This window comes from Eubacteriaceae bacterium ES3, from assembly GCA_030586155.1.
Classification (GTDB): domain Bacteria; phylum Bacillota; class Clostridia; order Eubacteriales; family Eubacteriaceae; genus Acetobacterium.
Genome location: CP130741.1, coordinates 1,055,947 through 1,081,698, shown reverse-complemented (window position 1 = coordinate 1,081,698; position 25,752 = coordinate 1,055,947). Strand labels below are relative to the sequence as shown.

General features: G+C 38.1%; 21 protein-coding genes, 1 tRNA gene and 1 CRISPR repeat array. Of the genes, 3 read left to right on the top strand and 19 right to left on the bottom strand.

Annotated features, from left to right (window positions below):
* Positions 1 to 124 precede the first annotated feature (124 nt).
* Together Q5O24_04925 and Q5O24_04920 are read left to right on the top strand one after the other, a co-directional pair.
* Positions 125 to 1,384, top strand: coding sequence for a DDE-type integrase/transposase/recombinase (locus tag Q5O24_04925; GenBank protein ID WKY48661.1), 1,260 nt, complete (start codon positions 125 to 127; stop codon positions 1,382 to 1,384).
* Positions 1,377 to 2,177 (top strand): AAA family ATPase, encoded by an 801-nt coding sequence (locus Q5O24_04920; GenBank protein WKY48660.1) that lies wholly within the window; start codon positions 1,377 to 1,379, stop codon positions 2,175 to 2,177. Before Q5O24_04925 ends, Q5O24_04920 begins: the two co-directional genes overlap by 8 nt.
* A gap of 174 nt (positions 2,178 to 2,351) precedes the next feature.
* A CRISPR array of direct repeats spans positions 2,352 to 5,279; the repeat unit is 31 nt; unit sequence CTTTACATTCCAATATGGTTCGATTATCAAT.
* A gap of 163 nt (positions 5,280 to 5,442) precedes the next feature.
* On the opposite strand, the gene cas2 is transcribed toward Q5O24_04920, so the two are convergent.
* The 10 genes from cas2 to Q5O24_04870 all read right to left on the bottom strand — a co-directional run bounded on the left by cas2 (position 5,443) and on the right by Q5O24_04870 (position 17,182).
* Positions 5,443 to 5,721 carry a CRISPR-associated endonuclease Cas2 gene (gene cas2, locus Q5O24_04915; GenBank protein WKY49212.1) on the bottom strand — a complete coding sequence of 93 codons (279 nt, stop codon included), beginning with the start codon at positions 5,719 to 5,721 and terminating at the stop codon, positions 5,443 to 5,445.
* Position 5,722: 1 nt separating this feature from the next.
* Positions 5,723 to 6,715: a type I-B CRISPR-associated endonuclease Cas1b gene (gene cas1b, locus Q5O24_04910; protein WKY48659.1), complete on the bottom strand. Its 993-nt coding sequence runs from the start codon at positions 6,713 to 6,715 to the stop codon at positions 5,723 to 5,725.
* Positions 6,716 to 6,726: 11 nt separating this feature from the next.
* Positions 6,727 to 7,212: a CRISPR-associated protein Cas4 gene (locus Q5O24_04905; GenBank protein WKY48658.1), complete on the bottom strand. Its 486-nt coding sequence runs from the start codon at positions 7,210 to 7,212 to the stop codon at positions 6,727 to 6,729.
* A gap of 12 nt (positions 7,213 to 7,224) precedes the next feature.
* The gene (gene cas3 / locus Q5O24_04900; protein WKY48657.1) at positions 7,225 to 9,456 is read right to left on the bottom strand and encodes a CRISPR-associated helicase Cas3'; all 2,232 of its coding nucleotides are present in this window, start codon (positions 9,454 to 9,456) and stop codon (positions 7,225 to 7,227) included.
* A 67-nt stretch (positions 9,457 to 9,523) separates the two neighbouring features.
* A complete protein-coding gene (cas5, locus tag Q5O24_04895; protein ID WKY48656.1) occupies positions 9,524 to 10,255 on the bottom strand; it encodes a CRISPR-associated protein Cas5 in 732 nt (243 codons plus the stop codon).
* Complete coding sequence (gene cas7i, locus Q5O24_04890; GenBank protein ID WKY48655.1) at positions 10,224 to 11,093, bottom strand: type I-B CRISPR-associated protein Cas7/Cst2/DevR; 870 nt, start codon at positions 11,091 to 11,093, stop codon at positions 10,224 to 10,226. The genes cas5 and cas7i overlap by 32 nt, the downstream gene beginning before the upstream one ends.
* Positions 11,094 to 11,098: 5 nt before the next feature.
* Positions 11,099 to 12,796 (bottom strand): type I-B CRISPR-associated protein Cas8b1/Cst1, encoded by a 1,698-nt coding sequence (gene cas8a1 / locus Q5O24_04885; GenBank protein ID WKY48654.1) that lies wholly within the window; start codon positions 12,794 to 12,796, stop codon positions 11,099 to 11,101.
* A 14-nt stretch (positions 12,797 to 12,810) separates the two neighbouring features.
* Positions 12,811 to 13,533 (bottom strand): CRISPR-associated endoribonuclease Cas6, encoded by a 723-nt coding sequence (gene cas6 / locus Q5O24_04880; protein ID WKY48653.1) that lies wholly within the window; start codon positions 13,531 to 13,533, stop codon positions 12,811 to 12,813.
* A 519-nt stretch (positions 13,534 to 14,052) separates the two neighbouring features.
* Positions 14,053 to 14,736 (bottom strand): ATP-binding protein, encoded by a 684-nt coding sequence (locus Q5O24_04875; protein ID WKY48652.1) that lies wholly within the window; start codon positions 14,734 to 14,736, stop codon positions 14,053 to 14,055.
* A 994-nt stretch (positions 14,737 to 15,730) separates the two neighbouring features.
* Positions 15,731 to 17,182 carry a transposase gene (locus tag Q5O24_04870; GenBank protein ID WKY49211.1) on the bottom strand — a complete coding sequence of 484 codons (1,452 nt, stop codon included), beginning with the start codon at positions 17,180 to 17,182 and terminating at the stop codon, positions 15,731 to 15,733.
* A 166-nt stretch (positions 17,183 to 17,348) separates the two neighbouring features.
* Here Q5O24_04870 and Q5O24_04865 point away from each other — a divergent pair, with 166 nt between their 5' ends.
* On the top strand, positions 17,349 to 18,086 hold the full coding sequence (locus tag Q5O24_04865; protein WKY48651.1) for a hypothetical protein: 738 nt from the start codon (positions 17,349 to 17,351) through the stop codon (positions 18,084 to 18,086).
* A 198-nt stretch (positions 18,087 to 18,284) separates the two neighbouring features.
* On the opposite strand, the gene Q5O24_04860 is transcribed toward Q5O24_04865, so the two are convergent.
* From Q5O24_04860 to Q5O24_04820, 9 genes are all read right to left on the bottom strand, one after another.
* A tRNA-Leu gene (locus Q5O24_04860) sits at positions 18,285 to 18,369 on the bottom strand.
* Between the two features lie 57 nt (positions 18,370 to 18,426).
* Positions 18,427 to 18,705 (bottom strand): DUF1294 domain-containing protein, encoded by a 279-nt coding sequence (locus Q5O24_04855; GenBank protein ID WKY48650.1) that lies wholly within the window; start codon positions 18,703 to 18,705, stop codon positions 18,427 to 18,429.
* 114 nt (positions 18,706 to 18,819) lie between these two features.
* Complete coding sequence (glyA, locus tag Q5O24_04850) at positions 18,820 to 20,064, bottom strand: serine hydroxymethyltransferase (GenBank protein WKY48649.1); 1,245 nt, start codon at positions 20,062 to 20,064, stop codon at positions 18,820 to 18,822.
* Complete coding sequence (locus tag Q5O24_04845; protein WKY48648.1) at positions 20,054 to 20,272, bottom strand: hypothetical protein; 219 nt, start codon at positions 20,270 to 20,272, stop codon at positions 20,054 to 20,056. The genes glyA and Q5O24_04845 overlap by 11 nt, the downstream gene beginning before the upstream one ends.
* A 158-nt stretch (positions 20,273 to 20,430) precedes the next feature.
* Positions 20,431 to 20,868, bottom strand: a complete 438-nt coding sequence (locus tag Q5O24_04840) for an MOSC domain-containing protein (GenBank protein ID WKY48647.1) — start codon at positions 20,866 to 20,868, stop codon at positions 20,431 to 20,433.
* Positions 20,865 to 21,371: a cyclic pyranopterin monophosphate synthase MoaC gene (gene moaC, locus Q5O24_04835; GenBank protein ID WKY48646.1), complete on the bottom strand. Its 507-nt coding sequence runs from the start codon at positions 21,369 to 21,371 to the stop codon at positions 20,865 to 20,867. The genes Q5O24_04840 and moaC overlap by 4 nt, the downstream gene beginning before the upstream one ends.
* 1 nt (position 21,372) lies before the next feature.
* A complete protein-coding gene (moaA, locus tag Q5O24_04830; protein ID WKY48645.1) occupies positions 21,373 to 22,332 on the bottom strand; it encodes a GTP 3',8-cyclase MoaA in 960 nt (319 codons plus the stop codon).
* A gap of 14 nt (positions 22,333 to 22,346) precedes the next feature.
* Positions 22,347 to 24,287, bottom strand: a complete 1,941-nt coding sequence (locus Q5O24_04825) for a molybdopterin biosynthesis protein (protein ID WKY48644.1) — start codon at positions 24,285 to 24,287, stop codon at positions 22,347 to 22,349.
* A 13-nt stretch (positions 24,288 to 24,300) separates the two neighbouring features.
* Positions 24,301 to 25,524, bottom strand: coding sequence for a molybdopterin molybdotransferase MoeA (locus Q5O24_04820; protein ID WKY48643.1), 1,224 nt, complete (start codon positions 25,522 to 25,524; stop codon positions 24,301 to 24,303).
* Between the last annotated feature and the right edge of the window lie 228 nt (positions 25,525 to 25,752).

Sequence of the window (25,752 nt, the reverse complement as noted above, 5' to 3'; positions counted from 1 at the left end):
TGAAGAACTATTTAGCCCACAGAGCTTTTGCTTTGCCTTTTATCCATTGATCCGTTATGCTCTATTTACTGAGTTTTATGGATCCTTAAAACCTCAATTCTTTAAAAACGGAGGTTTTTTTACAATGACTGAAAAAGACAAAGAACTGATTGCTTTATTTCGCTATGGCCTGATTGCGCCATTGCTTACGGATACCGTCTCGTCCCACGCCGCTTATCTGGATGAGATCAGTGCCAAAACCCATGATGTTCCGCATTATGGCACGCGCACCTACAACCGCAAAACCCTGCTGGAATGGCTCCGTCTGTACCGGCGTCATGGTTTTGATGCGCTCAAGCCCAAGGTTCGGACAGACAAGGGTTCTTCCCGGGCTTTATCAGCGGAATCGACTAAACTGCTCCTTACGTTACGAACGGAAAACATCCATTTATCGGTGAAGTTGTTCCATGAGTGGCTCATTCATGAAGGGCACTTCACCAGCTCTGACTGTTCCTATTCCACAGTGTATCGGCTGCTGAAAAAACATCAGCTGTTAAAGCCATCCCAGACGGATACGGCTGACCGCCGCCGTTTTGCCCATGTTGATATCAACACCCTGTGGCAGACCGATGTTTCCCACGGCCCATATCTGACTCTTAACGGTAAAAAGCGCAAAACCTATCTGATCGCTTTTATCGATGATGCTTCCCGGCGAATTACCGGGGCTCAGTTCATGCTGGCTGAAAAGAATGAAGATCTCCTTCATGTCCTTAAATCTGCTTTACTTACCTGTGGCAAGCCCACCATGCTTTATGCTGATAATGGCAAGATTTTCCGTTCTCACCAACTGAATACTTCCTGTGCCACTCTGGGCATTGCACTGGTCAATACCAGACCTTACGATCCCAAAAGCAAAGGCAAAATCGAGCGCTTTTTCAAAACCGTCCGCAGTCGTTTTTATCCGCTTTTGACGGATTCCGACCTGATGGATCTGGATGTCCTCAACCAGCGCTTTGAGGCCTGGCTGGCCCGGGATTATCATCATAAGCTTCATTCAAGTCTCAATGAAGCACCGATGGTCTTTTATATGCGGGGGAGCGACCGAATCAAACATTTCTCTGATCCCCGGATCATTGATGAAGCCTTTCTGATCCGGGCAACCAGAAAGGTCAAGTCGGATGCCACCATTTCGCTGCACAACGCCCTTTTCGAAGCTTCGCCAATGTTTATCGGCAAGAGCGTGGATATCCGCTATCCCAATGAATGCCCTGATGAGATCTATCTTTATGAAAACAGTGTCCGGATTCTTACCTGCAAAAAAGTCATCATGGCGGACAATGCCATTGCCAAACGCAATAACAATGTTATCAGCTACAGCACGTTAGGCGGTGTTCCTCATGTATAAATCATTTTTCGGGTTCCGGCAGGCACCCTTTGACAAAAGCATTGATTCATCGATGCTCTTTCAGTCCGAAGCTTACAGGGAAGTTCTGGCCCGACTGGATTATCTCAAAACCACCAAAGGTTTTGGTCTGATTACCGGTGACCCCGGGGTTGGTAAAACATCGACCCTGCGGGTCTTTGCCGACAATTTGAATCCGTCCTTATATAAGGTCATGTATTTCCCGATGTCTTCCGGAACAACTATGGACTTTTACCGGGGTCTGGCCTTTTCGCTCGGGGAACAGCCGAAATTCCGCAAAGTGGAGCTGTTCTTTCAGATTCAGAACGCGATTATCGATCTTTATGATAAGCGCCGCATCACGCCTGTCTTTATCCTCGATGAGATGCAGTCGGCTTCAGCTCAGTTTCTTCACGATCTGAGCATCATTTTTAACTTTGACATGGACAAACGCAATCCTTTTATTCTGATACTCACCGGTTTACCAACGCTGGCCAACCGCCTGGCTTTAAACCAGAACCGTTCGCTGGATCAGCGGCTGGTGACCCGTTTTCATTTTTCACCACTGACACCGGATGAGGTCAGAGACTATATCAAACACCGCTTTAAACATGCCGGTGTTTCACGAAATCTGATCAACGAGAATGCTTATGCAGCTATTTCGTCTTCGACTGGCGGTTATCCTCGATTAGTCGGCAATCTCGTTACCCAATGTCTGATTCTCGCCTTTCAAAAGCAAACTGATCTCATCGATGAAGAGATTGTTTTTGCCGCTTCGGCAGAAGCCGGGATTTAACGCCTGACAGCGTTATCTCCCTTTTTTTCTGGAAAAATGGAACGTGATTATGTGATTAAAAACGAGATTTATATTCTTAATAAGCCATTATTTTCGCATTATTTCTTCCTTTTTCATCCGATTTATTGTGACTAATTCAGTCCGAAATAATGTGAAAATTTACAGATAGTGAAACTTTACATTCCAATATGGTTCGATTATCAATGGATATACTCGTTTTTATCAATTTTTGGTTCTTTCTTTACATTCCAATATGGTTCGATTATCAATTATTCCAATATCGAAGAATGGGTTTTGTGGTGGCGCTTTACATTCCAATATGGTTCGATTATCAATAATTGTGAATCGATGTCGGCTACTCCTAATTTATTACTTTACATTCCAATATGGTTCGATTATCAATGAGAAGTATGGGAAATTAAGCTCGAATTTGAGGACTTTACATTCCAATATGGTTCGATTATCAATCTCTTGAAGGGGCAGCTTTACTGTACGAGACAATCATCTTTACATTCCAATATGGTTCGATTATCAATAGCCTTTGACATTATTGCAATCACTTGGGTGACTAAGCTTTACATTCCAATATGGTTCGATTATCAATCGAAGCTTTTGGAAACAGACCTGCAGATGATTAAGCCTTTACATTCCAATATGGTTCGATTATCAATGAATACGGTTTGAATCATTATATCAACCTGGTATTCCTTTACATTCCAATATGGTTCGATTATCAATCAGCAATAGGGAGATTTTGGAGTGCTTCAACGTACAGTGCTTTACATTCCAATATGGTTCGATTATCAATGAACAAGATGCATTTTATCAATATAATCAATCATACACTTTACATTCCAATATGGTTCGATTATCAATGAAAATCTTCAATGAGTGCCTTGTTAATCATTGACATCTTTACATTCCAATATGGTTCGATTATCAATCAACCTAGCATTCTGATAATCAGGGGACATTTTGGACTTTACATTCCAATATGGTTCGATTATCAATGTTATTAACTTGTGTTTCTAAATCGTCTTTTTGACTCTTTACATTCCAATATGGTTCGATTATCAATCAATCTCTCCATATCTGGACCCATTACCTAATTCTCCTTTACATTCCAATATGGTTCGATTATCAATTGATTATTGATAATGCGGAGAGTGTCACGAAGCTTTCTTTACATTCCAATATGGTTCGATTATCAATGAGTATTCCAGAGAAGTTGAGAAGTTTGCCAGATCACTTTACATTCCAATATGGTTCGATTATCAATGCGGATTGAATACGATGATTATGGGTACTTGAATTAACTTTACATTCCAATATGGTTCGATTATCAATGATAAGCTAACCAATCCTCGCCATAATGGTAATCTTGCTTTACATTCCAATATGGTTCGATTATCAATAGCATAGTTCACAATCACTTACGCAAGTCCCAGCTATCTTTACATTCCAATATGGTTCGATTATCAATTTAACGATTTTCAGCTCTAAACGCTCATCGTATTTTCTTTACATTCCAATATGGTTCGATTATCAATTAATACCGATTGACATTGATACATATTGAAAGTTTAACTTTACATTCCAATATGGTTCGATTATCAATACAGTAATCTTTAAACAGCTGCCACCTGTCCATATCACTTTACATTCCAATATGGTTCGATTATCAATAGAAGCTAATAATCCCATAAGGTATATTAAATCTGCCTTTACATTCCAATATGGTTCGATTATCAATATTGTTTTTAATCCTGTTTTCTCTGATGAATTATACTTTACATTCCAATATGGTTCGATTATCAATTATATCATCGACACCTGCTATTGCTTCAACTTTTTTCTTTACATTCCAATATGGTTCGATTATCAATGGCGAAAACAATGTATAAACGAAAAACTGTTGATATTCTTTACATTCCAATATGGTTCGATTATCAATATACCGAAATCCGAATACCCATTAAAAAACAGATTTTACTTTACATTCCAATATGGTTCGATTATCAATAAAAACAGATTTTATGGCAAAATACGGTCTTAAGAACTTTACATTCCAATATGGTTCGATTATCAATAGCAAGACAAGAAAATGACGGCTATGTGTCGATGGACTTTACATTCCAATATGGTTCGATTATCAATGTCGTTGACTTCATAAGCATCTCCGTCTAATCGAAGCTTTACATTCCAATATGGTTCGATTATCAATATGAAGATTATAAAAAGTCCTATGATTTTGAATCGCTTTACATTCCAATATGGTTCGATTATCAATGTTTTAATTCGAGTCAAGCAAATATCTGTTTTATAGCTTTACATTCCAATATGGTTCGATTATCAATCCAATGATTTAATTCTTCACGATTATTAACTACTTCCTTTACATTCCAATATGGTTCGATTATCAATATATTCTACAGGGTCAGTATCTTCCGTTGGTATATCATCCTTTACATTCCAATATGGTTCGATTATCAATGCTAGTGTAAAAGGAAGTAAGCACGTTGCGATCCCAACTTTACATTCCAATATGGTTCGATTATCAATAATTACTATGGGCACTTTAAGAAAAGACGTAAAAATGTCTTTACATTCCAATATGGTTCGATTATCAATTTGACACATTGGCACATCAAACTAATTCTTTATATACCTTTACATTCCAATATGGTTCGATTATCAATTGGCTTTGTGATGCGTCAAATCTCGATTTTGTTATACTTTACATTCCAATATGGTTCGATTATCAATGGAAGAACTTAAAGCTCATACATCTTTAAAGGTCACTTTACATTCCAATATGGTTCGATTATCAATCTGTCATCGAATTCCCTTACCGATTGCTTTATAACACCTTTACATTCCAATATGGTTCGATTATCAATCAATAATAAAGCTTTGCATTGCGTTCAGAAACAGAACTTTACATTCCAATATGGTTCGATTATCAATGAAGAACTTAAAGCTCATACATCTTTAAAGGTTCTCTTTACATTCCAATATGGTTCGATTATCAATATCTAGTTGATTAAAATTTTTACCTGTCTTGAGCAGGACTTTACATTCCAATATGGTTCGATTATCAATCCGTCATTTAGTTTATTTTCTGAATAATATTTCTTACTTATATAAATCTTATAACAATTGCCCTCACATATCAAGTTTATCATTAGACAATAACATTAGTTTTCTCATAAAAATCTGTCGGTCTCCAATATTTTTTACATTATCAAGCATCGACAGTTGCATTTTAGAGAAATTGTGTATTCTTATCCACCTCATTTGTAAGGTACTCTTTATTCATCCAAATATTGTTTCTAGCTCTAAAAATAATACAAGAATCCTCATCCTCTCTTAAATATTGTTTCAGTTCCAGCTTGAGCGCTAAAAGCTGATCACGGGATACTTCTCCCTCAAAAACTGAATTCTGCAAATGTACCAGATACTTCTTACAGCTTTTAAAAACATTTCTCAGTACCCTACTCCCCCCTTCATTTAACTTGATATCATAAACCAGCACAATGTACATACTACCACCACATTTTAAACCCTTCATAAGACTTTTCATTTATTAAATGCTTTATTAGTTTATACAATTCCAAGCGAATAAGGTGATTATAAGAAACGGTACGATTAAGTTTTTTATGTTTAATTGTTCTCTTTAATTCATTCTCAAATTCCTGCACAATTTTCTGAACCGTATGTTCCTTCATTCGGAGAAAATTTTCTTCTTTCGAAAAATCAGAATCTGAAATGATACCTTTATTGATTAGCGAAAAAATCAATCGATCCACAAGTAGTGGTTTAAATACTTCTGCCACATCCAATGCTAATGAAAAACGTTTCTCCCCTGGTTCATGCAGATAGCTGATTGTTGGATTTAATTGGGTCTGATATATTTCTGAAAGCACCTTAGTATACATCATGGTATTTAGAAATGATATCAGTGTATTAACCATGTTATCCGGTGGCTGCTTCACTCTTTTTTCAAATTCAACATCTTTCGAAAAAATATCCGTCCAGGTTTCATAATAAACTTTCCTTATGTTTCCTTCAATCCCCATCAACATATGAATATCTGTTGCATCATTAATTTCATTTCTTAAATCAGAAACTTTTTCCAATGCCTCACCACTACATTTTTCACGAGTATGATAATAGCGCATGTTTCTAAAAATATTATAACTACCTGCTTCAATAAAATTTTTTGCCAATTTCAAACGCTTTTCTTCATCTGTATAAAAACTGACCTGTTGCACCAAGAGCTTTCCCGAATTTCGCTGTTCCCTCGGATAAAAACTGCCGGTATAAAAATCATAATAATTAAATAAGTGTACACATACCCCTTTCGTAGCTAGAAAATTAAAAAGTTTTGTGTTATAGGTCATTTCTCCAAAAATATAAAGGTCATAGACACGCTCAATCGGAATGTCGGTTTTTGAACCATCCGATTTTAGAAAAGCCAATGAATTATCTTTCCTTTTCAATTCACCCGCGGAAAAAATATAATAACTCTGATTCATCCATTCACCTCTCAAATAAAACACAATTCAAAATATGCACAACTTTTACAGGCAGGAATTCTTTTTCTTTCAGGAATAACCGAATTGTCAATAATTTCCCGTATAAACGCCAGCCGCTCTTCGATCACAATTATGTCATTGTTAGTCAGCTCAACGTTTTTCGTCATTTTTTTAGTCGGGACATTGATCACCCCATATTTTACGACCATTCCTCTTTTCTGAAGCGTATACAGATAATATTTTACCTGATTCACCGCCATTTCCAGTTCAGCATCGCTTTTTTTAATTTCATAGATCACATTTTTCTTTATAAAATCGATGTTGATCCCATCTACTGAAAAATGTTTCTTTTCCCTTTCATAGGTATGTTCGTCCAATAGTTTACCAATAGTGACATTTTCATGATTCTCTTCCATATTTAGGTGATTTGAAAAGAGCCACAACTTTCGCAAACACAAATAACTGTATGAAACCATCACTCCTGTAATTTCTTTCATCGCGTCTTGACCTCACAAACACTGTTCATTTACATCCTGTTCATTTATGAAAATACCCCCGCCGGTCATCTTTTTTTCATCAAAATCATACGGGCTAGCACTTCTGTAAATATCAATTAGCGGACTTATTGGAGCTTTATCTATAGATTTCGGCCATTTATGATAGAGATTAATGTTGACCGTAAACTGATTCAAATCATCCTGTGCCCTACTTTTTTTGATCATTTCTTCTGCTGAATAACCGTCCTTGCCTCCGGGTGAACAGATAATTTCTTTTAAAGTTTCTATTTCATCCTGATTGGCCCTGTAAACAGAATCGGGAATGACCGAGACACTATTGATCTTCCGAAAGAGATAATTTACTTTTTCCGATTTCACCTCATTAGGAATGATCTGTTTGACAATCTTAAAAGTCTTTTTGATGGTCTGATAATAGTTTGTTTCCATAATTTTCTTTTCATCATATACAGCTTCAATCATTTTTTGTTTATCTTCCTCATTTATCAGACAGTTTTCCCATTTTTTTAATTCTTCATAAGTCCGATCATATATTTCTTCATCATAAATAATCTTTCTTCCATTATCATTTTTAAAAATAATGATATTTGGCTTTTTCCCGTCATAATTACGACTTCGATAACAGCGTCCGAAACGTTGAAACAAACTGTCAATTGGAGAAAGCTCTGTAAACAGCATGTCAAAATCAATATCCAGACTCGCCTCCACTATTTGGCTGCTGATCCAGATTCCCGGCTCCTGGTTTTCTTGAGACTTCTCTGTAAAACCGATAATTTCCGCTTCCAATGTACTTCGATGTTTTTTGATAAAACCGGAATGCAGTAACTTTACCGGCACAGATGCCTTTTCTTTGATCTCCTGATAGAGTTTTTGAGCACTTTTAATGGTATTACACAGCACCAGAACTTTTTTGCTTACGCCAGCTTTTAGAATCATTTGCGTATCAAACTCACCTTCACGTAATGAAATTCGATGTCGATATGAAAAACGACCCTGTGCAAAAGTCTCAAATTTAAATTGGATGGATTGTTCTCTCATCAACTGGATTATAAAAGGAGGTAAGGTGGCTGTCATAATCAGGAATTTTCCACCCAAATCGTTAATAATTTTCAAACCATACAGAATAAAGGCGATAATTTCCGGCGAATACATCTGTAATTCGTCGATGATCAGTTTCGAATAACGAAGCGTTGCCGGAAAAATTTCTGTCCCTGGACTTTTGAAAACAAACTTAAACAATTGATCGATAGTACACACTGTTAGTAGTGAAGACAGACGCTTCACTTCTGTATAGCGGATAAACAGATCTTCATCCGCACTTTCTCTGTTTTTTAGAAAAAAAGCCAAACCGTCTGAATGCAGTAGTGATACTTTTTTAAAATCATACGTATCTTTAATTCTTTCATAAATAGCATTGGCCGACACTTTCATCGGTAGCGTATAAAATCCTTTCGCATTATTCAGCCAAAACAGAGCCCCTTCCGTTTTTCCAGACCCGGTTGGGGCAATCACAATTAAATTCTGGTCACAATTCTCGGCCATAAAAGCTTGTGCCGGCAAAAGACCTTTTATATCCGGATTCTCATTAAAAAAATCCTGCACGCAAGTCGTAACCGCTTTTTCTGCCTGATCCAGCCTTTGTTCACTCCGATAGTAACCACTGGCTGCATAATCCAGTTTATTAAGAATCCCTTTGATCACCAGGTAGTAGATCCAGCGCTGATAATTCTTTTCATCAAATTGATGAACACTGCCTTCATCCAGATCAAAAATCCGCTTTTTACGATTTATAAAAGACAAATTCATTTCTTTTCCAAAATAATCAAGAATGGTTTCATCCGTCAAAAATTTGTTGGCTGTTTCTTTAAACTGGTGGTTGTCAGTTATTTTTTCAGAGCGAACATGATGATAATAGACCGCTGTGATTAAAGCAAAAAGATAATCTTTCCCATAGCTATTCTCGATCTCTTTTCTATTGAGAAAAAGTACACTTAAAAAGCCATGAGGGATTTCATCCGAATATTTTTTGTCTCCTTTTATTTTACTTTGGAAAGCAAGGTTGATTTTTCCGTAATCATGAATTTCACAGGCCGTTCGAATTAATTCTTTCTCTGTCTTCGTAAACAACTCCCCATAAAGTGACATCAGCAAATCATACTGATTTAACACATTTTGGGTATGTTCCGCTAATGTTTCCTGTGGTTTTGATTTAGCCAGATATTCCATTTGCAATCCTTTCTGGTAATTTCAACTGTTTAAACAGCGTTAAGAGACCCCTCTTAACGCTACTGTATTATACTAGAAAAACAATATCATTTTTTTCATCTACGAAAGCTTCTTCAAAAGTATCATGAGCACAGAAATGATTTACCCAAATAACTTCTTTCCATCGTCGCATCCCCGACTTTTTATCAATTTCAAACCGCTTGTTGATTTTATACTGAGTTGTCCCCTTTGATTCAAATTCTTCACACAGCGGATTTTGAACCGGAATATAGCAATCAAAACGGTTTTCCGCTTCATCAACCTGTTTAAGCGTTTGAATTTCAACTTCATCGATATTTAATAAATCTTCATATCGACCAAGCGACAAATATTTTTCGGGGTTTATAAGCCCTTCTTTAATGATTATCAAATCATTTTCATCCTCTGGCTGGATATGGATAAGCAGTTCAATCTCACCAATCAACTCTGTATTGCCAATACCCTTAAAAATACCATACTCCCCCGATTTAGTCGGAACAGACATTTGATGTCTGGCTTTTTCATATTTTGCATTTCCGAAACTATAACGGGTGTAGAGATCCGAAAGATTACTACTGGATCGTCCCTGAACACTGACCTTCATCGGATGATAACTTGTAAATCCACAGGCATTGTGAACCATCCCGATAATCGTGGAATAAGGGGGTAGCGGATAGGTTTCTTTAATAATAAAACTGGTTGGTTTCCGATAATTTACCATCGCCTGTCTGCATTTGAGTCGGATCACTTTATCCATAGTATTGGTCAACTTCTTTCTCAATTGTTTTAAATAAATCCGCAACCGCTGTTGCATTTTGCAATTTTTTAATATCATCACTGTTATTAAACAACCCCCCCGTAAAACCAACATGGGTATTTGCTTCTAATTCATCACTTCCGGCAATTATTTCTTCAACAGGCTCCAGCACAAGCTGATTATTTCTCACCCTGATCCGATTTTCGAAAAATGGATTTTTGCGACTGTAGATTCCCCCAATCGCAAAGATCGGTGTCAAATTTTCCCGTCGTCCTTTAATATCCCGATACAGATAAAGAATCGTTTCAAGCAACTTCTTAATTCGATCTGCTTTCTCAGCACTCGTGATTTCAATTTCACCATCGATTCCAACCAGATCAAGATCAATCGCAATCGAATACGAATAATAGGAAGCGTGTATTTCACTTTGAGCAATGGTATTAGGTTCATTTCCTCTGGATGCCAATCCCATATTGGTTAGAAAATCCATATCCCCTTTATAGGGTTCTAAAGATACTGCGTTACTTAACCGGACAACTGCGCTTCGGGTCATAGCCCCGCCTTTATCTTTGTCCGTTTTGGAGCTTGTTTTCATATAGCCGAATAGATCAATTTCAGGATAGTCTTTAATGGTAGCATCCGGATGGAACTGAACCACTTTCTTCTGTCGTTCAACAGGTGTCGTATCCCAACCGAGCTGTTGGATCATATTATATCTGAGCGCCTGTCTGGAAATATAACTGTACTGATTTGAATCACCTCGATTCATTTTTTTAAGAACTGAAATATTATTTAAACCATCACTATAGTTGGCACTCTCAGCCATCATTATAAATGTCAGTGTTAAGCCTTTTTTTTCCATAATTATTATCCTTTCATTTCTTGATTCTGTTCATCCATTGTTTCATTTTTGCCTTTTTCATAATAGCCGCCTTTCAGACCGACTAAAAAAGCATAGGCAATATTAAGGAAATCCTCTTCGGATAGAAATGCATCCATAAAAACAGATGGCAATTTCATATTATATGAGGTACTTAGCCTTAGAAGCATATTCATGAAAGCAAACTGATCACCTACCTGCAATGCATTTAATAGCTGATAGACCGTTCCTCTTAATTTATTATCGGATTCATCCTGATTCTCACTACCTGTACCGCTGTAGTTAAGAATTGTCCGGCGTAAATCATTTCCACCTTTACTAGCAAAACTCAATCTGGCTTTATTCATTTCCTTCCCTCCTTCTCTTTTTCTATAATTACATTGGTAAAGCTGAACCATTAATACATTGTAAATTGCAAAAACAATGCTTAGCTGATCAAGATTCAAACGAAACAAACGATTGATCAGCAAATATTGGTTTTGATGATTGATAACGTTTTCAATCGTTTGCTCATAAACATTAATATAGTGATCACCATCCTTAACATGCCACTTCATCAGATTTTCAATTTGTTGGCCAGCGTTTAACAAAATCTCAATCACATCTTTTCCAATAATATTCAAATCATACCGTTCTTCAAACTTCCTGCGTGTGATAACTTGAATATTGCTGGCCTTTAATTTAGTCTTTTTAATAAGATTGGCAATAATCACATTGTATAGAAGACTTATTTTTTTATTGGGCTCTTCTTTCTCCGTTTTCAGTTTATCCGCTCGATTGCTCTGCAAAAGAAATTCAATATTGGAATTGGTATTGACAAAAACCATATTATTGCCGATTGCCACAAAGCCCAGAGGCACCAGCGCATATAAAAAAGCACAACAGGGGCAAATGAAAGCATCAACCTTAAAATTCCAGAAAGCAGATGTTTTTCGAGTAAGATCATCGGCCATATCCTTCATAAAGGCAATGGATATTTTTTCTTTTGACCCGCTGATCGGATTTCCACATGCAATACAATGGTCTTTTCTCTTTTTGTCATTTTGAATATAAGTTTTCAACGGTTCAGAAAAATCTTTAGAAAAAACTTCTTCAAACTGCTTTTTTGAATTTACTGGCAGTAAAAAAGCTTTATTCTCCCAAAACATATTAATCCTTGCATAAATAATTGACTTAAAAGCCAATATGTCCTTTACTAGCGGCTTATTCAGTTCTGCTTCTAACTCATCTAAAAGCTGTAGGATTTTCTCATTATCATTTTCTTTTTTTAATTTTTTAACCACCGCCACGATATGCGTTTCAATATTTTGTCCCTCAAGAATAGCATAACCCGACTGATAGCTTGCAGAAGAAAGTTTATCATGAAGATAGTCAATAATGTCTTTCTGCTTTTCTTTAATATCTTTTTCTTCTTGATTTTCTAGCAGATAACGAAGCTGGCCAATTTTTTTAAGCGCAATCGCATGGTGGGTTTCATCATAATACTTGTCGATTAATACATTCATATATGCTTTCGCTAAATCTAACGACATCAAATAGTCCGTCGCAACATTTAAGATAGATCCATCAATACAATAATCTTGTCCTTCAACAGCCCCCTGATGTTCAAGAAGGCCTATCAAACCGACAATTCCGGCATTCTGGATGAAATCATTCGTCCTGAATAATGTCCAATCTTTTGACATTTAAAACCTTCCTTTCATAATACTTTAAATAATCCAAAGCCTTGAGAACGTCTCACCCCAGCACCTGAATACTGCAAAAAGGTCAATAATTTTGGATCTCCGCTAAGCCTGAAATTCCCAATGCTGACAGCAAAACAGGTATCAAATTCAGAAATTACTGTTTTTTTCGCCTGGACTGGTTCGATCATCAAGCTTTCGCTATCGTAATTCATTTGCATGTCCTTCAACATATTCGACGTTACCGATTTAAATTGTTCGTTAAAATTTGAATCACTAAAAATCACATACTGATCTTTGTTTGTTTCCCGATCATGATTTCGTAGAACCAACGGGGAAAGCATTCTGATATCGACTGAATCTGCAAATATAGGCTGCACATTAATATTATCAATTTTTTTTAGTGTCAATTTGTTTTGCAGCGGAAACAAAAATGGCTTGTTGACTTGTTCCATAAAAGCATTGTACAAAAGAATCAGGTCTGAAAAATCTGCTGTTGAAAGATAGAGTGTCACACTATTACCATTTAAATGAATCCGATCTTTTAGAAAACGTGAACCTGGTGGCAACGAAACCGCAAATGAGTAACTTTTGCGCTTACAAGCAAATTGGTCATATAAATTGTCAAAACGCTTTTGGTCATATTCGCATAATGCTTTTTTTATGAATGACATAATGGCCCTTCGATAACTAACTGGGATTTCAGGATGTTCGAATTCATATAAAAGTTTTAGCCTCATAAAATCACCTCCTTTATTTTTTCTACCCATTTTAATAATTTTATTATAAAATTCTACTTTCATAATACTCCTAAAATATGACTTGTCAAGTTATATTTTAAAATTTTGATTTTTTACAAATTTTATGATAAAATTTGTATCTAATCATTACCAAAATGGATTGTAAATATTTTGATAATTTTATTAAAATAGTTGATAATCATACCAAAATGGATTGTTTTCTTTATTATAACATCTTAATTGTACCAAAAATGGGACCATACTATTGAACTATCATCATTTTTACAATTTACATAATCAAAAATAATTAAGATCATAAACAAACGCACTCATCAACGCCTTCCCTATAAATTTTTGACAGTATTAACCCGTTTATACGTCAATTTCGAAGTTTGATCTATCATAATGCTACCTTTTCGCATATCACAAATTTCGCACTTTCTGAATTACTATTTTAAATTTACAATTATCTATCTTATTGTTTTGTATTTCTTTTAAAAATACGTCAAAACGAGTAAATCAATTTATTCCTCTCCCCCTAAACACCTTTTTAGCCTCTTCAAAATTTTGTACCCGCTTGTCATCCCGCAAATTTTCCCCATCAAAGACCAGCGGCGTACACTTTTCCAGAATCCTTTCATACAGGCGACTCAGTGCCAGCGATGACGGATTTTCCAGTTGTTCCAGGGTCAGATTAGTGGTAATAATCATTGGTTTATTACTTTTGTAGCGCTCATCTATGACATTAAACATATTCTCCAGCATATAGTCGCTTTTTCGCTCTACGCCCAGATCATCAATGTTCAAAAGATCGTATCGATTCAGGGCTGCAAGAAAGGCGTTTTTATCCTGCTCTGAATATAATTGCTGGCTGAGCCTGGTGAAGCTTGTAATCAGAACTGGAATCCCTTTGTCAATCAGAGCATTGGCAATACAGGCCGCGGTATAACTTTTGCCCCTGCCGAAATTACCCCAGAAGATCATGCCACTTCCCTTCTGAAAAAATTCTTTCCTGAACTTGTCGGCATAGATTTGGGCCATCTCCATATTTTTTAAATTGCTGCCATCTGATAAGTCAAAGCGTGCAGACCTGAGTACCTTATCCTGAATTCCCACTGTCGTAAACACTCCCATATTTACTGTCATATCTACTATCGAATTCACTGTATTATTTACAGTGTTTTGGTCTTTAAAACTGATCATTTTATACCAGTTAGGGCTACCCTTTTTCCCTCTCTGATATTCAAACCAACCATTATTAATCAAATCATCTCTGGCTCAGATAAATGTTTTTTCTGACTTACATTGGATCAGGGCCATCAGACGCTAGTTATCTACTGTAACCCACTCAGCCTAACCGCACCGATTGAAAAGTGCCACTAATCTGTACCATAACAATTGGGATGTAGCTGACAAGTGATTTGTTTCGATCCATCGTTCGAAAGCATTGATTTCCAAAATATAATTCATAAATTACCCTACAAATCTTAAACCCGTTCCCTTCTTTTTCTATTTTCTATTCATCTGATGGATGAAATGATTAAGCTGATTTTTGCTTGCATCTTTATCTTGCTTATCGCAGGTTTTCCGAAATAAAAATTGAGTTGCTTTAAATGAACATGTATGATCTTTTTCGTAATGTTTGCATATTATACACTTTAGAAAAGATTTAGGCATAAAATAGACTTACCGTTAAGGATTGATTAAGCAGATTTATTAAATACCTGAATAATTTAAATGAAATTGCTGTAAATGAAAGAAGGTTAAAATAGATAGCTACATTGATAGAAACTGGAGATATTTAAAAAGCGTGAACCTATTTATACTGGCTTCTAAAGAATGTTATCAATACCGTATAGAGCTGAGCTATGGTTTTATATGCTTATGGAAAAAGCATCAAATTTTTCAGCAGTTCCAGAAGTACTCTTCACATCTGAACCGGTTTGAAATGGTAAGACGCTATAAAGTTTGAAAAACCGCCCTGATGATGATCATATTTAATAAATATGGGTAAGATATTAGTAAGAACATGATTATTAGGTAATTGCGAAATGAAAACAAAAATGAAAAAAATGAGAAAGTAGAGCATGAAGAGAGCTGATTAAAAAAGTATGACAAAAAAAGCAGGAAGCGTTGCAAAAAAAAGGCGCAAAAATAAAAGCCTGAGAAAAGCCTGAAAAAAACTTTATTTTAGCAGTTAGGCAATCAGTTTTTTAAGACTGCGGATGTATTGAAGCTGATGAATGTTGTCAGCAAGAATGACAGTAATCAGCTGGGTAATGCCAGCCAGGAGCAGATCCGCGCGAAGCGTCCGAGCATTTCTTGTTTTGCGACCGGCAACACAGAAAGAATCTTTGAAATGATTGAGTGACTGTTCAACAACACCGCGAATTTTATAGATTTGCTGCCACTCGTCAGTACCCCGAAGCGTACCTGGGTAAGCTCTAAGGTTTTTTTCAGGGTAAACATAGAACATCCGGCCACAGGAAGAAGGTGTGCAGGGTTTTTCGCAGAAACACTGACGTTTGGATTTACCGGATTGCTGCCTGACCCATCGGGTTTTGGGACAGGTAAATTTAAAGCGGACGAGACCATTTTTACGCCTGGTTTTACCTTCCGGTTTCATGGGAAGTGAAGGGTTGTCCGGACAACAGGGGATACCATGCTCATTAACCGGGCAATCGGAATAAGAAAGGGAGCCCCGCGAATTGAGGGGAATGAAGGCTTTTTCAAACTTTAAATCAGTCAGCAGCGAGTGATAAATGACTGAGCTGTCAAAAGCGGCATCACCAATAAAAAGTTTGGGAACAATCAGCGGATGCTTTTTAAAAAAGTCGGAAAGAACAGGAATAAGTGCTTTGGTATCATGGAGCGACTTGTCCTCGTCGGGAGAATCAGACTTTTTCTCAACAGCAATATCAGGATGATCAACCAGAAAGTTGGCATCATAAAAAGAGATATCCCGGACAATGCCAAGGCCGTTGGTGATCATGCCGAATTTATAGACATAACAGAAATGACCGTTGATATAAAGCTGTTTAATAGAAGAATTGGCTTTAGCGTGGGTGGGCATGGCGCCATAGGCGGCCTTGTAGGGATCATAGGAATCATTCAGCTGATGGGTTTTCTTGAAAGCTTTGAGCTGTTTGATGATTTTATTGGCAAATTTGGGATTATTTTCAGTAACATAGGCTTCAATTCCCGAAGTATCAAAGATGGTCATCATGGCCTTATGAGCATCGATCTTTTGGCAGATTGGTTCAGTTACATCAACAAGTTGATGAAAAAACGATTGTAAGTCCGGAAGATAATCTTGCTTGAAGCGAGTCAGCTGGGATGCGTGGGGAACTCTGCTGAAACCGCAGAAATCCCTTAATTCGCTGGAAAACTTGAGAAAAGTGATCAGCAGGGTGTCAGTGGGAATGGAAAAAATTCGCTGCAGAATGAATGCCCAAAGAATGGAACAAAGCTCAAAATCACGGTGTCGCCCATTACAAGCATAGTAATGACTGTAAAAAGAATGTGGAACCAGAGCATGAAGGTCAAGTTTTTCTTCCAGCAGTGAAAGAAAGTGATGTTTGTCCTGTTCAAAAAAATGAGTGCAATCAGCATAAATTTCAGCAAACGAAAGCTGTTTTTGTGGTAAAATATCCATATATAACTCCTTTCAGGATGATGGATTGTTGTGGTTGTAACTCAATTTTATCATAATCTGGTGAGGAGTTATATTTTTTTATGTTAAAAATATCCCGCTATTATGCGGGTTATGGCATTTCGCAAATGCCTAAGAACATGATTATAATTAGGAGGTTCTTATGGAATTAGGAAATAAAGTGTCTTTAGAAGATCCCGTTAAATTATATAATAAAACCTATGAAATCAATGAAACATATCCTTTCGAAGCCTTTCTTTCAGACGATCTTTATGAATCTATAAGGCAATTATATAATGAAAATGAGCAGGCTTTATGTCTCAATGAATCCAAGGATGAAGTCAATCAGTACAGCGGCTTATTAGTGCTTCCCAATAGCATAGACCCCAATTTTTATATTCTGTTTTCCAGCACATATTTATCTCAATATGCGCATTTTGAAAACGTTTGTTCGAAAACATTTTTTCACGAATATACCCACCTGATTGATTACTTCGAATTGAAAGAAAAGTATAATATAAAAGATTTGAGAAATAGCAACAATGAAACTCCAATTCCTTTTCAATTCTATTCTGAGATCAGAGCACGTTTTAGAAGTTCATTATTGTTATATGAACTTGAATCATTTACGACAGAAATTTTATTAACTGGCTTTGAATATATTGTAAATGATTACCGCAAAAAATTACCTTCGTTACTTGGTTATCAGCGAAAGTATATGTTGGCCCAATTTTGGGGACAGTATTTAGCGGTTACTTTTAAAATTGAAGAAGAACTACAAGCCCCTAAATATATATCAAAATCAGAAATAAAATTATTGGAAGAGGTTTCTAAGAATATTTTGGATGTTAGTGTATTTGACCACTATGTAGAGATAGAAGCATTATATTTGGAGATGTGATTAATGCGGCACTCGGTGTAGCTCACGCTCCACCTCGTCGCGTCAGTCGCCAGATGGCTCCTGTCTTCGATAAAAAAAGAGAAAAGCTAAAAACCAAGCGAGCTTGATTTTTAGCTTTTCTCTTTTTTTATCGAGCCGCATGGCTCGTTGTTTCACGAAAAAAATCGGCATTCTCATGCCGATTCTAAGATTCCTTATTGGTGCGAGAGACGGGGGTCGAACCCGTACGCCTTTCGGCACACGCCTCTGAAACGTGCTTGTCTGCCAGTTCCAACACTCTCGCTAAAATTAAGGTACTTGAATAGTATACAGCGTTGAAGCATGGTTGTCAAGGCTGATATTAAAAAAAATAAATTTTAATAAATATTATTACAGCTGCCTGGACAATAAAAATCAGCGGTACGCCAATCCAGAAAATGTTTTTACGGGTTTTATGATGGAAATATCGCATTCCGATAGTACCACCAAGACTTCCCCCGGCCAGACAAGAAAGCAGGAGGGCTTTTTCAGAAATTCGCCACTTGTCTTTCTGCGCTTTTCTTTTATCGATGCCAAACATTAAAAATGTTATCAGATTTACCATACAAAAATAAATAGTCAAAATATTGATCAGATCCATTAAAACCTCAATTCCAGATCTGTCAAATTTAAAAATAACAAACCCTGAAAACAATGGTATGATAAATACCCTAATTCAGGCTTAAATTTCCATTGTTTTCAGGTTTTCTTAATCTTACGCTTCCATCAGTCCCGGATACAGCGGATACTTTTCAGTTAAAAACCTGACTTTTTCCAGCGCCAGGTCAGCGTCTTTTTTTATCAGCGCCGCTTCAATGGCATCTGCCACGATTTCCATATCATCTTCTTTTAGGCCTCTGCTTGTGACAGCGGGAGTCCCGATCCGAATACCGGAGGTCACAAAAGGACTTTCCTTATCATAAGGAATGGCATTTTTATTAGCTGTTATATTAATTTTCCCCAGAGTATCGTCCGCCTCTTTACCGGTCAGACCAACCTGACTGACATCGATCAGCATCAGGTGGTTATCGGTTCCCCCTGATACAACTCGAAAACCTCTCTTTTCCAGTGCCTGGCTGAGGACCTTGGCATTTTTGACAACTTGTTTCTGATAGGCTTTAAATTCATCCGACATGGCTTCTTTAAAAGCAACCGCTTTAGCCGCAATAATGTGTTCCAGCGGTCCCCCCTGGGTGCCGGGAAAGACGCCTTTATCGATTTGCTTGGCAAATTCCTTTTTACAAAGAATGACCCCGCCTCGAGGACCTCTCAGGGTTTTATGAGTAGTAGTTGTTACAAATTCAGCATAGGGAACCGGACTCTGATGCTCCCCGGCTGCCACCAATCCGGCAATATGAGCCATATCAACCATCAGGTAGCATCCAGCTGCTTTCGTCATTTTAGAAATTCGCTCAAAATCAATAGCCCGAGGATAGGCACTGGCACCCACAACGACCAGTTTAGGCTGATGGGTTTTGATCAGGTTTTCAATTTCATCATAATCGATAGTTTCCGTTTCCTGGTCAACACCGTAAGAAATAAAATTATAATATTGACCGGATAAATTTGCCGGACTCCCATGGGTTAAATGACCGCCCTGATCAAGACGCATTCCCAATACTGTATCACCTGGCTCGAGCATGGCGATATAAACCGCTGAATTGGCCTGAGCACCAGAGTGCGGCTGAACATTGGCATGCTCGGCACCAAAAATCTTCTTGGCCCGGTCAATGGCAATTCTTTCGATCTCATCCACATGGACGCAACCACCATAGAAACGATGTCCAGGCGTACCTTCCGCATATTTGTTTGTCAGATGACTCCCCATGGTAGACATCACCGCTTCCGAAACGAAATTTTCAGATGCAATTAGCTCCAGGTGATCCTGTTGCCGTTTGAGTTCTTTTTCCATTAGTTGATAAATTTCAGGATCTTCCTGTTTCAATTTTTCAAAATACATCTCTTCCTCCATTATGATCATAATAGTCATTTCGCCGATTTGATAGTTTTTCCAGAGATGCAGCAATACTTTTTAGATAAAGCGTCCATTCATCCATTTTCATCCGAAAATAAAAGACAAACATTATCCCTGACATCAGAAAAAATATACCTAGGATGGGGATAATTGTCCAGGCTGCACCTGCCATGTTATTTAAAAACTGTTCCATTCTGTCCTCCTACAAAAGACACCTGTACGGCTATAACATCTACTATTGTAACACTAAATTCCAATAATACAAGTCGCAGGAGTCAATTTTTTCCTATTTTTTTCCACTATCGATAAACTTTAACGATAAATAAAAAGCTCCTCTAAGGGAGCAAAATTTTATGACAATATTTCAATCGTGTCGCCAGGCTTAATAATACCGCCTTCAAGGACTACTGTAAAAATCCCCTCTCTGGGCATGACGCAGTCCCCAACTTTTTTTGAGATTTCACAACCTGAATGACATTTCTTGCCGATCTGAGTCACTTCCTGCAGTGTCTGACCAATTTTTAGTTTTGTGCCAACTGGTAATTCGTACAGACAAATTCCTTCAGTGGTAATATTCTCGGCGAAATTTCCCGGAACCAGACCGTCTGCACCAAGGGCTATCATTTTATCGATACTCTCTTGGGCCAACAGGCTTACCTGTCGATGCCAGTCACCAGCATGGGCATCGCCCTCAATCCCATGATTAACCACAAAAACCCCTTCATCGATGGGCTTTTTCATTTCGCCTTTTTTCTCACTGATATTAATGGCAATTACTTTTCCTGTCATTTCTTTTCCTGCTTTCTTTCGTGGACAAATCGGCCGGATTTACCGCCGGTTTTCTCTTCCAGATAAATCTCTTCAATGACCATTTCTTTATCTATCGCCTTGCACATATCATAAATAGTCAAGGCCGTTACCGAAACAGCCGTTAAAGCTTCTATTTCAACCCCGGTCTGACCGGTATTTTTTACCGTCGCTATTATATTAATTTTAGAATTCTTTTCGTCCATTTCAAAATTGATATCACTGCCGGATATAAAGATATTATGACACATGGGAATCAGATCAGCCGTTCGCTTAACAGCCATTATCCCTGCCACTTGAGCGACGCCTAAAACATCTCCCTTTTTCATCGTTCCGGCAACAACTTTTTCAAAGGTTTCTTTGTTCATTGAAATGGAACCCCTAGCTGTAGCTACACGGTGACTTTCTTTTTTTTCAGAAACATCAACCATCTTTCCCCTGCCAGCTTCATTAAAATGGGTAAACTCCTGTATTTTTTCGCTCATCTTATCCTCCAATTTCATTCATATTTCGAATCATCTGCTTTTCATTATCTTCAAGTAAATGACGTTCGGGTTTAGCACCAATCGCCTGTTCAAGAATTTCTAAGTAGGTTAAACCCTCTTTTTTCAGTTTTAAAATATCAATTTCATAATCCGAATGCAGACAGGGTTTAATTTTCCCATCTGTGGTCACTCTGATGCGATTGCAATTACTGCAAAAATGTTTGCTGATTGGATTAATCAGGCCTACCCGTCCCTGCGCGCCCGGCAACTGATAATATTCAGCAGGACCAGTTTTATCCGGCTCCAAAACCGCGACCAGTTCAGGCACTTCTTTTAAAACTTCAACGTTTGACAGGTACTGATTTTGCGCATAATCACTGGAATCGCCTAGCGGCATTAATTCAATAAAGCGCACATCAACCGGGTGATCGATAGTGAAGTTAACAAATTTACTGATTTCATCATCATTAAATCCTTTAATCAGAACGGTATTAATTTTGATTGGACTCATACCGGCTTTCATTGCCGCATCAATCCCAGCCATTACTTCATTTAATTGCCCCCGTCGGGTAATTTGATGATATTTTTCTTCATCAAATGTATCCAGACTGATATTCACCCGATTTAAACCGGCTTTTTTAAGATCCTTCGCGTACTTAGGAAGTAAAATCCCGTTAGTCGTCATTGTCAAATCTTTGATTCCTTCAATTTCACCTATGGCCCTAACCAGTTCGACAATCCCTTTTCTAACCAAGGGTTCCCCACCTGTCAGACGGATTTTATCGATTCCCATTTTTGTCCCGGCTTTGATTAATGAAAGAATATCTTCAAAAGACATATTAGTGTGATGAGGATGTTTAACCACCCCTTCTTCCGGCATACAGTAAACACATCTTAGGTTACACAGATCGGTAACCGAAATACGCATATAATTTATTCTTCGTCCATAGTGGTCCTTCATATTGTCCTGCTTTCTTAAACCATGATGATTTGGCCGGGGGTTTCCAGTCGATAGCCCCCTAATTGTTCCAGAGCCTGGGAAAAAGCCTGGGATTTTAAAACTTCAATAAATTGTTCGACTCTCGAATCAGTTAAATTAGCTTTTAACATTGCAAAATCATATTCTTCATCGCCAATCGGAATAAAATCCAGGCCCATCATATTTGCTGCCGATAAAACCCCTATCCCCACATCACTGCTTCCAGATTTAACTGCCGAAGCCACCATCATATGGGTGTTCATTTCACGTGAATAGCCTAATATTTCAGTCGACTCGATCCCTTCCTGTTTGAGCAGATAGTCAAATAAAACCCGGGTTCCAGACCCCCGCTGCCGATTGACAAAAGAAATTCCAGTCCCAGCCAGATCCCCAATCAATTTTATATTTTTCGGGTTTCCTTTAGGTACGATTAATCCTTGGGTTCTTTTAACTCCTTTTATCAGGACCAGTTCCTTCTCACTCAGGTAACGCTTTAAATAAGGTAAGTTGTAAACCCCACTTTCTTCATCTAAAAGATGAATGGGCGCCAGATGGCATTCACCCTTTTTTAACGCCATAATTCCACCAAGACTGCCAACATGGGCAGAAGACAGGCTCACCATGCCCTTTTGTTGATGGATAATATCAGAAATTAAATCCATTAACACATCGTGACTGCCGATGGAAACCAGGGTCCTTGAAATCTCTTCAGCTGAACGCATCAGCACCAGTTCGACTTCTTCACCGGCTTCATACCCTTCGACATTCTTAGGTATTTTCAATACACCATCGGCATTGACCAGCGACATAGTAACACCGGCCCCCCTATCCAAAGGAATTGCAATAATTTTATCGTTAACCCGGCCGCATTTCATTCGGACAAACTCCAGATATTTAAGCGTCGACATAACCCGTTTTGAAAGGACTGCTTTGATCTTTTCCCCCTCTGTAACCAGTTGTCTGGTAAAAGCCATTAAACAGGGCTTGACAAAGTTCTCAAAAACAAAGTAAGCAGAGACCGGATAGCCGGGAATTCCAATCACCGGTTTTCCCTGAATAAAGCCCAGGACAGCCGGCTTGCCAGGTTTGATGGCAACCCCATGAACCAGAACAAGGCCCAGTTCGTCCATCAGTTTGCGGGTGTAGTCTTCAGTTCCAGCCGAAGATCCGGCCGAAATCAGAACCATATCATTTTCTGAAACAGCCTGAATAATTCTTTCTTTAATTAAATCATACTGATCCTTAACCGGTTCGTAACGGTGGGCCACGCCACCATATTCATTGACAAGCCCGGCAAACATATGAGTATTGGAATCAATGATCTTGCCTTCACTCATTTGGGCCCCGGCGTCAACCAGTTCTGTCCCCGTGGGAATAATCCCCACTTTGGGTTTTTTAAGCACTTCTATTTCGGTAATTCCGCCAGCCAAAAGTGCACCCAAGTCGATTGCCCGAATTTTTGAATAGGCTGGGACAATCAGTTCACCGGCCACGATATCTTCACCAATCGGTCTAACGTGCTGCCAGATTGCCACCGGATTGTTAATTGTCACTTCTTCTTCACTGTCAACCCGAACATCCTCGATCATCACTACGGCATTAAAGGGGTCTTTAATCACATCCCCGGTATCCACAAAATTAAAGTCCTGGCCTTTTACCAGCGTTTTGGGATGACGTTCATCTATTCCCTTCATCTCCAGGGCATTAACAGTAATACCGTCCATTGCCGAAGCATTATAATAAGGTGATGAAATCTTGGCAAAAACTGGCTGAGCTGTGACCAGATTCAAAGATTCTGTTACCGCTACTTTCTCAGTGCTGATGTAACATTCGTTTTTTTCAAAGGCATCCATAAAGAGGGCAATTGCCCCTTCTAATGATTCATTTTTAAGATAGAGATTACGTTCATTTTTTTTTGACTGATTTTCTGTATTCATCGTTTCCTCCTAATCAGAACAGATTGACCTGTACCGACTCCCCAGCGTTTAGGCCTTCAGTGTCCTCGGCGATATCAAGATAGCCGTGAGAATCTGAAAGCAGGGTGATCATTCCTGATTTTCCATATGTCGGCCATACCTCGATCTGTCCGTCATTTTTGATGATTTTAACGGTTTGAAATGTCCGTCTGCCCGGTGCTGCATGAATGTTTTCCATTAAGCGTCCAGTCACTTTTTTCAAATCACCTGCTGTCGTCCCGTAAAATAAATCATTTAGATAATCACTGATCATTGTAAAAACCATAATCGCTGCCGCCGGTTGTCCCGGCAGACCAACGACAGGCTTACCTTCAACTTTTCCCAGGATAGTCGGTTTTCCCGGCTTTACTGCCAGGCCATGAAGAAAGACTTCACCCAATTCATCAATAACCTTGACTGTATAATCTTTTTCTCCCATAGAGCTTCCACCTGAAAGAACGACGACATCACAATTATCAATAAATTCCTTTAACTTTTCACTAATTGCTGCAAATGAATCATGAACATAATCAGTTTTTACAACCTCAAAACCGCGGCTGATTGCCAAAGCACTTAATGCCGGCGTATTGATATCAATAATTTCTCCTGGACTGGGCATCTGCCCCGGTCTGATAACCTCATCACCGGTCGAAATAATCCCAATTTTAGGTCTTTTAAATACTTGAATTTGAGTATATCCGATCGCTGATAAGGCCCCGATATCCTGGGGTCTCAGGCGATGACCTTTTTTAAGAACCACCTGGCCTTTTTTTATATCATCTCCAACCAGCATCATATTTTCATTAAGGCCGGCACTGGAGTAAACGGCCAGATCCGAATCTCCCATTTTCTCCGTATATTCAATCATAACCATAGCATCCGTTTTATCTGGAACCATCCCGCCGGTCGGCACATATACTGTCTGGCCCTGATTTAAGCAGAGTTTGGTTTCTTTTCCCATCTGAGCACAACCAATAATTTTTAGAAAGCCGGGAATAGATTCACTTGCTCCCTGAACATCTTCTAATTTAACCGCATAACCGTCTACCACTGAGCGGTTAAAATGGGGGACATTCAGGTCTGCTACCAGATCATTAAACAGATACCGGTTTAGACACTCCTGCAGATTTACCGTTTCTGACTCTGGCTCTATCCCTTCGAATTTTATTTTCATAATTTCTTTCATTTCATCCACTGATTTTACTTTTAATAATTCCATTATTTCTCCCTGACTTCCTATCAAGCTGCTTGCAAAAAATTATTAGCACTTAAAGTCATTCTTCATTTTATTAACCGGCACTTGGATTAAATCACACTTTTTCTCCAGGCCCTGCAAAATTATTTTAGTTTAATTCTTAACCCGACTATTTTAGGTCTTTTAATAATCTTTAAAAATTGATATAATTATTAAACAAGTTTAACTTATAAACGTCATGTTTCCCAACAA